Raw genomic sequence first — 12,346 nt, forward strand, 5'->3', positions numbered from 1 at the left:
TCCGTTCGCTCGCCCGTGATCGTCGTCGATCCGCTGCTGTTCCTATCAGGCCCCTGAGCGGGCGCTCAGCGCGGGGTGGGGTTCCCGCCGCCGGCCTGGTGGCGGTCAGTTCCGGTGGGACTTCTCCAGGCGGATCACCACGGACTTGGCCGCGGGGGTGTTGCTGGTGTCGGCGGTGTGGTCGAGCGGGATGAGGACATTGGTCTCGGGGTAGTAGGCGGCCGCGCAGCCGCGGGCCGTCGGGTAGTGCACGACGCGGAAACCGGGCGCGCGCCGCTCGCTGCCGTCGGTCCACTCGCTGACGAGGTCGGTGTAGTCCCCGTCGGCCAGGCCCCGCTCGCGGGCGTCGTCGGGGTGGAGGAGCACCACGCGGCGGCCGTTCTTGATGCCGCGGTAGCGGTCGTCGAGGCCGTAGATGGTGGTGTTGTACTGGTCGTGGGAGCGCAGCGTCTGCAGCAGCAGCCGCCCTTCGGGGACGGTGGGGTAAGTGACCGGCGCGGCGGTGAAGTTGGCCTTCCCGGTGGCGGTGGGGAAGGTGCGGCTGTCCCTGGGGGCGTGCGGCAGGGCGAAGCCTCCGGGGCGCGCGACCTTGGTGTTGAAGTCCTCGAAGCCCGGGATGACACGGGCGATGCGGTCGCGGATCGTGGCGTAGTCCTGCGCGAACTCCTCCCACGGGGTGCGGCTGTCCGCGCCGAGGACGCGGCGGGCCAGGCGGGCGACGATGGCGGTCTCGGACAGCAGGTGCGGGCTCGCGGGCTCCAGGCGGCCGCGGGAGGCGTGCACCATGCCCATGGAGTCCTCGACGGTCACGAACTGCTCGCCGCCGCCTTGGACGTCGCGTTCGGTGCGTCCCAGCGTCGGCAGGATCAGTGCGCGGGCGCCGGTGATCGCGTGCGAGCGGTTGAGCTTGGTGGAGACGTGGACGGTCAGCCGGGCGCGGCGCATCGCGGCCTCGGTGACGTCCGTGTCGGGGGTCGCGGCGACGAAGTTGCCGCCCATCGCGAAGAAGACCTTGGCCTCGCCGTCGCGCAGCGCGCGGATGGCGCGGACGACGTCCAGGCCGTGTTCCCTGGGAGGCGCGAAGCCGAACTCCTTCTCCAGGGAGTCGAGGAAGGCGGGCGCGGGCCGTTCGAAGATGCCCATGGTGCGGTCGCCCTGGACGTTGCTGTGGCCGCGTACGGGGCAGACGCCGGCTCCGGGGCGGCCGATGTTGCCGCGCAGCAGAAGGAAGTTGACGACCTCCTGGATGGTGGGGACGGAGTGCTTGTGCTGGGTCAGGCCCATCGCCCAGCACACGATCGTGCGCTTCGAGGCGAGGACCATCTCCAGCGCGCTCTCGATCTCCCGGCGGGTCAGGCCGGTGGCGCGCAGCGTCTCGTCCCAGTCGTCGTCGGCCCGCGCCAGCTGCGCGAACTCCTCAAAGCCGTGGGTGTGTTCGCGGATGAAGTCCTCGTCGACGGCGCCGTCGGTGGCGAGGACGAGGCGGTTGAGGGCGCGGAAGAGCGCCTGGTCGCCGCCGAGGCGCACCTGGAGGAAGAGGTCGGTCAGGGCGGTGCCGCCGCCGGCCAGGCCGCGCGGGGTCTGCGGGTTCTTGAAGCGCTCCAGTCCGGCTTCGGGCAGCGGGTTGATCGAGATGATCTTTGTGCCGCCGGCCTTGGCCTTCTCCAGGGCGGTGAGCATCCGGGGGTGGTTGGTGCCGGGGTTCTGGCCGGCGATGATGATCAGGTCGGCCTGGTAGAGGTCCTCCAGCAGGACGCTGCCCTTGCCGATGCCGATGGTCTCCGTCAGCGCGGAGCCGGACGACTCGTGGCACATGTTGGAGCAGTCGGGGAGGTTGTTGGTGCCGAATTCGCGGGCGAAGAGCTGGTAGAGGAAGGCGGCCTCGTTGCTGGTGCGGCCCGAGGTGTAGAAGACGGCCTCGTCGGGGGAGCCGAGGGCGGTCAGTTCGTCGCCGATGATGTCGAAGGCCCGCTCCCAGGGGACGGGGACGTAGTGGTCGGCGCCCTCGGCCAGGTACATGGGGTGGGTGAGGCGGCCCTGCTGGCCGAGCCAGTAGCCGCTGCGGGTGGCGAGGTCGGCGACGGGGTGCGCGGCGAAGAAGTCCGGGGTGACGCGGCGCACGGTGGCCTCTTCGGCGACGGCCTTGGCGCCGTTCTCGCAGAATTCGGCGGTGTGCGGCTTGTCGGGTTCGGGCCAGGCGCAGCCGGGGCAGTCGAAGCCGTCGGGCTGGTTGACGCGCAGCAGGGTCAGGGCGGTACGGCGCACGCCCATCTGCTGCTGGGAGATCCGCAGGGCGTGGGTGATGGCCGGCAGTCCGACGGCGGAGTGCTGGGGTGCGCTGACCTGGGGCGCGTCCTGGATGGGGTCCGACGCGGGCGGCTTGCCTGCCATGGCGCTCTCCCTCGAGCCGTGAGCTGGTGCTCGCTCCGCCGGTCGCGGCGGATCGTTGCCGTACGCATCAGATCCTGTCACGGACCGGGGGCGGCGGCGTAGGGGTGATCGGCGGGGCGGGTGCGGGGGCCGGGTGCGGTGTACGGCGAGGGGGCCGGGGCCGCCGCGGCGGGGATTGTCAGTGGGGCGTGGCAGGATCGGGGGCGTGGCAGCAAAGGCAGCGAAGAAGAGCGAAGCGACCGGCACCGAGGCGGCGGCGGGCGGCCGTCCCCGTCTGCTCCTGATGGACGGGCATTCCATGGCATACCGGGCGTTCTTCGCCCTGCCCGTGGAGAATTTCACCACCGTCACCGGACAACCGACCAATGCGATCTACGGCTTCGCGTCGATGCTCGCGAACACTCTGCGCGACGAGGCGCCCACGCATTTCGCGGTGGCGTTCGACGTCTCGCGCAAGACCTGGCGGTCCGAGGAGTTCGCGGACTACAAGGCGAACCGCTCCAAGACCCCCGACGAGTTCAAGGGCCAGGTCGAGCTGATCGGTGAGCTGCTCGACGCGATGCGCGTCAAGCGCTTCGCCGTGGAGGGCTTCGAGGCCGACGACGTCATCGCCACGCTCACCGAGCAGGCCACCGCGCAGGGCTTCCAGGTCTCGATCGTCACGGGCGACCGCGACGCCTTCCAGCTGGTCTCCGACGACGTCACGGTCCTCTACCCCACCAAGGGCGTCTCCGAGCTGACACGCTTCACCCCGGAGAAGGTCTTCGAGAAGTACGGCCTGACCCCCGCCCAGTACCCGGACTTCGCCGCCCTGCGCGGCGACCCGTCCGACAACCTGCCCGGCATCCCGGGCGTCGGCGAGAAGACCGCCACGAAGTGGATCAACCAGTTCGGTTCGTTCGCGGAGCTGGTGGAGCGCGCCGACGAGGTCAAGGGCAAGGCGGGCGCCAACCTCCGTGAGCACCTGGAGGCGGTGAAGCTCAACCGTCGGCTGACGGAGATGGTGCGCGATGTCGAGCTGCCCTGCGGCCCGGACGCGCTGACCCGTGAGGCGTACGACCGCGAGACGCTCTCGGTCTTCCTCAACGCGCTGGAGATCCGCAACCAGGGCCTGCGCGACCGGCTGCACGCCGTCGACCCGGGCGCCGCCGAGGCCGCCGAAGAGGCCGCCCCGGCCCCCGGCGTCGAGGTGGACGGCACGGTCATCGGCACCGGCGAACTCGCTCCGTGGCTGGCCGAACACGGCACGGGCCCGCTGGGCGTGGCCACCGTCGACGTCTGGAGCCTGGGCAGCGGCAGCGTCGCCGAGGTGGCGCTGGCCGCCGCCGACGGCCCGGCCGCCTGGTTCGACCCCGCGCAACTGGACGAGGCCGATGAGCGGGCCTTCGCGGCCTGGAGCGCGGACGCGGCCCGCCCCAAGGTGATGCACAACGCCAAGGGCCTGATGCGGGTCTTCGGCGAGCACGGCTGGCGCATCGACGGCGTCACGATGGACACCGCGCTGGCCGCCTATCTGGTCAAGCCCGGCCGCCGCTCCTTCGCGCTGGACGCCCTGTCCATCGAGTATCTGGGGCGCGATCTCGCCCCGGCCGCCGCCGGCGACGGACAGCTGGCGTTCGGCGCGGACGAGGAAGCCGAGGCGGACGCCCTGATGGCGCAGGCCCGCACGGTCCTCGACCTGGGGACGGCCTTCGGGACGAAGCTGGCGGAGGTCGGCGCGGCCGAGCTGCTGCGCGAGGTGGAGCTGCCGACCAGCGAGCTGCTGGCCCGGATGGAGCGGGCCGGTATCGCCGCCGACCGGGGCTGGCTGGAGCGCATGGAGCAGCAGTTCGCCGGCGCCGTACAGCAGGCCGTGAAGGAGGCGCACGCCGCCGCGGGCCATGAGTTCAACCTCGGCTCGCCCAAGCAGCTGCAGGAGGTCCTCTTCGGCGAGCTGGGCCTGCCCAGGACCAAGAAGACCAAGACCGGCTACACGACCGACGCCGACGCCCTCGCCTGGCTCGCCGCGCAGACCGACAACGAACTCCCGGTGATCATGCTCCGCCACCGTGAGCAGGCCAAGCTGCGCACCACGGTCGAGGGACTGATCAAGACCATCGCCGCGGACGGCCGGATCCACACCACCTTCAACCAGACCGTGGCGGCCACCGGCCGGCTGTCGTCCACGGACCCCAATCTGCAGAACATCCCGGTGCGTACGGACGAGGGCCGGGCCATCCGCCGCAGCTTCGTCGTCGGCGAGGGCTTCGAGTCCCTGCTGACGGCCGACTACAGCCAGATCGAGCTGCGGGTGATGGCCCACCTCTCCGAGGACGAGGGCCTGATCGAGGCGTTCACCTCCGGCGAGGACCTGCACACCACGGTCGCCTCCCATGTCTTCTCGGTCGCCACGGACCAGGTCGACCCGGAGATGCGCCGCAAGATCAAGGCGATGTCCTACGGCCTGGCGTACGGCCTGTCCGCCTTCGGCCTGTCCCAGCAGCTGGGCATCCAGCCAGATGAGGCCCGCAAGCTGATGGACAACTACTTCGAGCGGTTCGGCGGGGTGCGCGACTACCTCCGCCGCGTTGTGGAGGAGGCCCGCGCCACCGGCTATACGGAGACGATGCTCGGCCGTCGCCGCTATCTGCCCGACCTCAACAGCGACAACCGCCAGCGCCGCGAAATGGCGGAGCGGATGGCGCTGAACGCCCCGATCCAGGGCACCGCCGCCGATATCGTCAAGATCGCGATGCTGCGGGTCGACGCGGCGCTGCGGGCGGCGGAGCTGGAGTCCCGGATGCTGCTCCAGGTCCATGACGAAATCGTCGTCGAGGTCGCCCCCGGCGAACGCGAGAAGGTCGAGGAGCTGGTCCGCCGGGAGATGGCCGCAGCGGTCGAACTGCGCGCGCCGCTGGATGTCTCGGTCGGCTCGGGCAAGGACTGGGAGTCGGCGGCCCACTGACCCGCCGCGGGGGCCGGTGATCTTCTCCGGCCCCCGCTCACGTCCGGTGCCTGCTCATGTGGGCCCTAGGGGTTGGGCGAACACATCCCGTAGGGGACGCGAGCGCCCCTTGCGGGCCACAACGTGGTGCTCGCCGGTGGTATTCCTGTGGTGCACCACGTGACCAGCAAAGCGCTCTCTAGCCCCCCGCCGCCCCCGCCCGGCGCGCCTGGCGATGGAGCAGGCGTACGGCCACGGCGTAGAGCGGCAGCCCCAGGGCCAGGCCCGCGCCGGCGCCGAAGAGCACGGTCGGGATGTAGTCGAACCAGGTCGCCGCGGAGCCGTACACGGCGTGCGCCCGCAGGGTCCGGTGGGCCGCGCCGATCAGTACGCACAGGGCCAGCGGGGAGGTCAGCAGCAGCCGCAGCCGTACGGACAGCGCGGGTATGGCGCCGGGGGCGGGCGCCGCGGCCACCTCGTCGACGGGCCCGCCCTGGGCGACGGGCCCGCCCTCGGCGACCGGCCCGCCGCGCAGCGCCGACCACACGAACCACCCCATGCCCGCCAGCGCCAGCGCCGAGGTGCCGTACTGCAGATACGTCGCCACCGGCAGGCCGCCCACGATGCCGTTCAGGCCGGGCACCAGCCGGGTGCCCCAGCGGCCCGGGTGGGTGAAGGCGTCCCACACGACATGGGTCGCCGAGCCGAGCACCGCCGAGACCAGGAACCAGCCCACCAGCGCGGCGAGTTCACGGGGCCTGCGCGGCCGCCAGGGACGGCCGCGCAGCAAGGTGTGCACACGCCCCCGCCACGCCCGGGGCAGCAGGGCCAGCACCGGCTCCCGCAGCAGCAGCCAGCCGCCGACGAGCACCGCGGTCACCAGGACGTCCACCGTCAGCACACCGGCCGGTGAGTGTGTGACCTCGCCGAACTCCATGGCGCCGGGCACCAGGGTGTCCGCGTAGTACGTCATGTCCGGTGCGAACGACCCCGCGACGAGCGCCGAGGCGACCAGCGGACCACGCCCCGCGCCGGTCCGCCGGACGGCCGGGAGCACGGCAGCGGCATGGCTGAGCGTGAACGGCATGTGCATCTCCTTGAACGATTCGGATCATTATGTGTCCGATGACGGTGCTAGATGCCGGGCCCGAGTTGTCGTAGTGTCGCCTGAGTTGGAGCGCCGGGGAGCGCGCCACCGCGTGCGCGACGCGGTGGGGGAGGGGCGGAGGGGACCACGTATGGCAGCCACATTCCGACGGCGGCTGGGCAGGGGAGCGGCGTCGACGGCCGTGGTGGCCCTGGTGCTCGCGGCCCTGACCGCCTCTCAGGCGCCGGGCGCCGCCGAGAGCGCGGCCACCAAGGCCAAGGAGCCGGTCCCGCCCCCGGCCGACACCCCCATCGACGGCGGTTCCGGCTACTACACCGATCTTCCGCCCCTCAACAGCCCGGTACCGCCGCACGGTTCGCACCGCCCCGGTGGCGGCAGGATCGTCACCGGCCCCGCCCAGGCGGGCATCCCCGCCACCGTCCTGGCCGCGTACCAGAAGGCCGAGTCATGGATCGGCGCGTCCGATCCGGGCTGCCGGCTGCCCTGGCAACTGCTCGCCGGAATCGGCAAGGTCGAGTCCGGCCAGGCGCGCGGCGGAGCGGTCGACGCCGAGGGCACCACCCTGCAGCCGATCCTCGGTCCGCAGCTCAACGGCCGCGGTTTCGCGCGGATCACCGACACCGACGGCGGACGCTACGACGGCGACCTCACCCATGACCGCGCCGTGGGCCCGATGCAGTTCATCCCCTCCACCTGGTCGCAGGGCGGCCCCGCCGGCACCGGCTGGGGTGCCGACGGCAACGGCGACGGCAAGAAGGACCCCCACAACGTCTTCGACGCGGCGCTCGCCGCCGGCCGCTACCTCTGCGCCGACGGCCGCGACCTGTCGGCGCAACCCGACCTGGACCGCGCGATCCTCGGCTACAACCACTCCGGGGACTATCTGCGGACGGTGCTGTCCTGGTACGCGTTCTACCGCACCGGCACCTACGAGGTACCGGACGGCAAGGGCGTACTGCCCGTCGGACGGGGCGGCGACGGCGGGCACGGCAGCGGCCGCACCGAAGGACGTACGGGGCACGGGAAGGCACACGGACACGGCCCCGGTTCCGGCAAGGGGCGCCACCCGGGCAAGACGAAGCCGCACGGCCCCGCCAAGCCGGACCGGCCCGCCGAGCCCGGCGGTTCCCACGGCACCGGCCCCGCACCGGACGGCAAGGGCACCCCCTCCCAGAAGCCCACCCCCAAGCCGCCCGCCGAACCCGCCCCGCTCACCGCCCTCGTGCGGGTCGGCGACAAGGCCCTGAGCGCCACCGCGGGCACCGACTTCGCCACGCCGCTGCGGGTGCGCGCCGAGAACGCCGCGGGCAAGCCGGTCGCCGGCGCCCGCGTCCGCTTCACCCTCCCCGCGACCACCGGCGCCCGCTTCCCCGGCAAGGCCACCGCCGTCACCGTCACCACCGGCAAGGACGGCCTGGCCACGGCGCCCACGCTGCACGCGGGAGGCAGGGCCGGCACCTTCACCGTCCGGGCGACGGCCGTCGGCCGCACCGTGCCCGCCGTCGGCTTCGGCGCCACCGTCAAGGCCGCTCCGGCGCCGAAGGCCGACCGGCTCGCCCGTACGTCGGACAAGGAGCTGACGGCCACCGCCGGCCGGACGTTCGCGGCGGACACCATCGAGATCGAGGCGACGTACCGGGGCGCGCCGGCGGCGGGAGTACCGGTCACCGCGACCATGGTCACCGGCGACCCGGACAAGCCGGCGGAGCCCGGCGAGCCCGTCGCACCGGACAAGCCGGCAGAGCCCGCCGCGCCCGTGGAGAACGACAAGGGCCCCTACTTCAAGGACCCCGAGGCCACCGGCGACGACAAGGACAAGCCGGTCCGCACCCTCACCGGGCTCACCACGGACGCCAACGGCCGCCTGAAGCTCCCGGAGATCTGCACCGACACGCACACCGGCACGTTCCTGCTGCGGCTGACCACCGCGGACGGCGCCGTACTCACCGTCACCCTCAAGGTCGTGGCACCGGCCGGCGCGTAGCCGCGATCGGCCCTGCAGCCGGTCCGGTATCCGCCTGGCCCTGTGCCCCCGTCCCGCCCTCCGTCCAGGGCGGGACGGGGGCACAGCGCTTCCCCGGGGCGGCGTCCTCAGGTGCAACGTGTTCTCATCTCGACCGCCCGTTGCTACGGTGCCCCACGCCCTGACGCCGCATCAGTTCCCTGGAGGCCGGCCATGCGTGCCCTGACAGCAGCCGCGGTCGGACTGGCCGCGGCGCTCGCCCTCGTCTTCACCATCACGGCGAACGGCGCGCCCAGCGGCACGACCTCGCCCAAGCCGCTGCTGACCACCGTCCCCGCGCACCCCTGAGGGAGGGACACCGCCGCCATGCGCCGCACCGCCAGCCTGGTACTGCTCGCCTTCGCCGTGTTCTTCACCGCCCTGGCCCCGCTGATGCGGTGGTACGCCTTCCCGCGGCTCGCCAAGATCCCGCCCGGCCAGTACCAGGACATGGTCCTGGAGGCCAGGCCCGCCACCCTGATCGACTACGGCACGATGAAGGCCAGGCGGGTCCCCAAGGTCACCATCGTGCAGACCCTCAAGGGCGATGTCGCCGCCTCCGACCGCATCGAGAAGACCGCGGGCCGCGATGTCGTCGTCTGGGACGCGCTGTCCTACGTGGCCGGACCCGACGGCAAGATGGTCTCCCAGATCCCCGAGCGCTACATCTTCGACGCGCACTCCCAGGAACCCGTGCACGCCACCGGTGAGATGGTCGACGGCGACCCGGTGCGCCGCGAAGGCATCGAGTACAAGTGGCCGTTCCTCACCGAGAAGCGCGACTACACCTACTTCGACGCCCAGACCCGCACCTCGGCCCCCATCCACTACAAGGGGACACGCACCTTCCGCGGCCTGGAGGTCTACTACTTCGAGCAGACCATCCCCTGGACCAGGGTCCCGCTCCCCAAGAAGATGCCGGTCAAGGGCATCACCCCGCAGGCCGTCGAGAAGATGGGCACCACCCGCTGGTACACCACCAAGCGGATGTTCTGGGTGGAGCCGGTCACCGGCGCACCGGTCAACGGCGAGGAGGTCCACAAGGAGGAGCTGCGCGGCGGGGATCTGCTCCCCGGCGGCGGCAGGGTCACCGCCTTCGCCGGCCATGTGAAGATGCGCGCCGACTACGTCGACTCCACCGTCGCCCTGGTGACGTCCCAGCGCACCCTCGTCCTGCTGCTCACCGGCTACCTCCCCTGGGGCTTCCTGGTCCTCGGCGCCGCGCTGCTCGCCCTGAGCCTGCACCTCGAAGCCCGCGGCCGCCGCCCGGACGCCGTACCGCCCGGGCCCGCCCGCCCGGCCCCCACCGCGCCGGACGCACCGCTCAGCCCCGCCTGAGCCGGGCCGTGGTGTGCCGGGTCGGCTGCGCTGTCGCCGGATCCTCCGGCCAGGGGTGCTTGGGGTAGCGGCCGCGCAGCTCCGCGCGTACGGAGCGGTATCCGCCCTGCCAGAAGGACGCGAGATCGGCCGTGACGGCGGCCGGCCGGCCCGCGGGGGAGAGCAGATGCACCAGTACGGGCACCCGGCCGCCGGCCACCCGCGGCGACTCCTGCAGACCGAACAGCTCCTGCAGCTTCACGGCCAGCACGGGCTGCTCCCCGCCGTAGTCGACCCGTACCCGCGAACCGCTCGGCACCTCGATGCGCTCCGGCGCCAGCTCGTCGAGGCGGAACGCCTCGCCGGTCGCCCACGGCAGCAGCCGCGCCAGCGCCTGCCCCGCGTCGATCCGCTCCAGGTCCGCCCGCCGCCGCGCCCGCCCGAGTTCGGTCCCCAGCCAGTCCTCGGCCTGCTCCAGCAGCGCCGCGTCGGACACGTCGGGCCACGGCGCGCCCACCTCACGGTGCAGGAACGCCATCCGCTGCCGCAGCGAGGCCGCGGCGGCCGGCCACCGCAGCAGACCGAGCCCCTCCCGCCGCAGACCCGTCACCACCGCGTCCCGCAGCAGCCCGGCATCGGGCGCGGTCAGCGGCCGTGCCGCGAGCTCGATCGCCCCGAGCCGGGTCACCCGCCGGGCCACCACGTCCCCGTCCGACCAGCGCACCTCCTCGCCCGACGAGTACAGCGCCCGCGCCGCCGCACACGCCGTCTCCTCGTCGATCACCGCCGCCAGCTGCACCCGCGCCGACGCCGCCGCCACCGGCCTGTCGGCCACCGCGACGGCCAGCCACGCCGCGTCCCGCAGCCGGGAACCTCCGCCTTGGCTCCGCGCCCCCGAAGTGGCTCCTGCGGTCTCGGCGCCGGTCCCCGAGGCCATGAGGTAGCTCCCGGTGCCGCGGGCCCGTGCCACCCGCTCGGGGAACGCCAGCGCGGCGACGAGACCGGCGACGGCGTCGTCGGAGGCCGCTGAGCCGCCGCCGGTACCCGGGCCGGCGCCCTCGGCCCCGCCCGCCGCCGCCTCGGCGCCCGCCGACGCCAGCCGCCGCGCCTCCTGCCGCCACCTGGCGGCGTACGCGTCGCCACCCCGCCGCGCGGTGCGCCACGCGTCCGCCAGATCGTCCCCGTACGCCCGCGGCGGCTCCTCGCTCAGCAGCGCGACGACCTCCGCGGCCCGCCGTACGCCGACCTCGGCAGCGCCGTCCAGCAGGGCGCGGGCGAGCCGGGGGTGCAGTCCGACCCGCGCCATCCGGGTGCCGCGCTGCGTCGCCCGGCCGTCCTCGTCGACCGCGCCGATCGCCGTCAGCACCTCGCGTGCCGCGGCCAGCGCCCCGGCCGGCGGCGCGTCCAGCAGCGCCAGACCGCTCGCGGCCGGATCGCCCCAGCAGGCCGCCTGCAGGGCGAACGCGGTCAGATCGGCCACCTTGATCTCCGGCTCGGGGAACGCCGGCAGCCGCCCGTCCTCGCCCTGCGACCAGCAGCGGTAGACCACACCCGGTGCCTCGCGCCCCGCCCGGCCGGCGCGCTGGCGGGCCGCCGCCCGGGAGGCCCGTACGGTCGTGAGCGCGCTCAGCCCCCGGGCGTGATCCATCCGCGGCACCCGCGCCAGCCCGCTGTCCACCACCACCCGCACCCCGGGCACGGTCAGGCTGGACTCCGCCACGGAGGTCGCCAGCACCACCCTGCGCCCGCCGTCACCACCCGCCAGCACCGCGTCCTGCACCTCGGCCGGCGCCCGCCCGTGCACCTGCAGCACCTCGGCGTCCACCCCGGCCAGCTCCCCGGCGACCCGCCCGATCTCCCCGACACCGGGCAGAAAACACAGCACATCGCCCGTCCGCTCGCGCAGCGCCCGCCGCACCACCCCCGCCACATGCGTCAGCAGCGCCGGATCCACCCGCATCCCGTGCGCCGGCCGCACCGGCCGCTGCGGCGGCGCCCACACCACGTCCACGGGGTACGACACGCCCGGCGCCTCGACCACCGGCGCCGCCCCCTGGGAGCCGCCCAGCAGCCGGGCCCAGCCCTCCGCGTCCGTCGTCGCCGAAGCGGCCACCAGCTGGAGGTCGGGCCGCAGCGTCTCCCGTACGTCCAGGAGGAAGGCCGCGGTGGTGTCGGCGTCCAGATGCCGCTCATGGCACTCGTCGAGCACCACGACATCGACCCCGGCCAGCTCCGGGTCGCGCTGCAGCCGCTGCAGCAGCACCCCGGTGGTCACCACCTCCACGGCGGTACGGGGCCCGGCCCGCCGCTCACCACGCACCGTGAACCCGACGAGTTCACCGGCCTTCTCACCCAGCAGCCAGGCCATCCGCCGCGCCGCGGCCCGCGCCGCGATCCGCCGCGGCTCGGCGACCAGCACCCGCCGCCGCGGCCCCGCACCGGTCAGCCCCGCCAGCTCCAGCGGCACCAGGGTCGTCTTGCCGGTACCCGGCGGCGCGCACAGCACCGCCGTACCGGCCCGTTCCAGGGCGTCACGCAGCGCGGGCAGCGCGGTACGTACGGGCAGCTGGGCGAGGGCGTCACGGGCGATCACGCCCCCAGTCTG

The 12,346-nt window shown here is 73.6% G+C and carries 7 protein-coding genes; 4 read left to right on the forward strand and 3 right to left on the reverse strand.

The annotated features are described in order from the left end of the window. Window positions 1-105 precede the first annotated feature (105 nt). Window positions 106-2,391 (reverse strand): FdhF/YdeP family oxidoreductase, encoded by a 2,286-nt coding sequence (locus tag ACWD6P_RS27960; protein ID WP_451446929.1) that lies wholly within the window; start codon window positions 2,389-2,391, stop codon window positions 106-108. Window positions 2,392-2,596: 205 nt separating this feature from the next. Between ACWD6P_RS27960 and polA the strand changes: the two genes are divergently transcribed. Then, the gene (polA, locus tag ACWD6P_RS27965; protein ID WP_451446930.1) at window positions 2,597-5,335 is read left to right on the forward strand and encodes a DNA polymerase I; all 2,739 of its coding nucleotides are present in this window, start codon (window positions 2,597-2,599) and stop codon (window positions 5,333-5,335) included. Window positions 5,336-5,513: 178 nt separating this feature from the next. Here polA and ACWD6P_RS27970 read toward each other — a convergent pair whose 3' ends face one another. Continuing rightward, complete coding sequence (locus tag ACWD6P_RS27970; RefSeq protein WP_451446931.1) at window positions 5,514-6,401, reverse strand: DUF4184 family protein; 888 nt, start codon at window positions 6,399-6,401, stop codon at window positions 5,514-5,516. 151 nt (window positions 6,402-6,552) lie between these two features. Here ACWD6P_RS27970 and ACWD6P_RS27975 point away from each other — a divergent pair, with 151 nt between their 5' ends. The 3 genes from ACWD6P_RS27975 to ACWD6P_RS27985 all read left to right on the forward strand — a co-directional run bounded on the left by ACWD6P_RS27975 (window position 6,553) and on the right by ACWD6P_RS27985 (window position 9,762). Then, window positions 6,553-8,406, forward strand: a complete 1,854-nt coding sequence (locus ACWD6P_RS27975) for a lytic transglycosylase (RefSeq protein ID WP_451446932.1) — start codon at window positions 6,553-6,555, stop codon at window positions 8,404-8,406. A gap of 192 nt (window positions 8,407-8,598) precedes the next feature. Continuing rightward, a complete protein-coding gene (locus ACWD6P_RS27980) occupies window positions 8,599-8,733 on the forward strand; it encodes an SPW_0924 family protein (RefSeq protein WP_451446933.1) in 135 nt (44 codons plus the stop codon). 18 nt (window positions 8,734-8,751) lie between these two features. Next, on the forward strand, window positions 8,752-9,762 hold the full coding sequence (locus ACWD6P_RS27985) for a DUF3068 domain-containing protein (protein ID WP_451446934.1): 1,011 nt from the start codon (window positions 8,752-8,754) through the stop codon (window positions 9,760-9,762). Here ACWD6P_RS27985 and hrpB read toward each other — a convergent pair. Then, on the reverse strand, window positions 9,749-12,334 hold the full coding sequence (gene hrpB, locus ACWD6P_RS27990; RefSeq protein WP_451446935.1) for an ATP-dependent helicase HrpB: 2,586 nt from the start codon (window positions 12,332-12,334) through the stop codon (window positions 9,749-9,751). The two genes, ACWD6P_RS27985 and hrpB, sit on opposite strands and share 14 nt — an antisense overlap. Window positions 12,335-12,346: the final 12 nt, after the last annotated feature.

It is taken from the genome of Streptomyces sp. NPDC002446 (assembly GCF_053595675.1).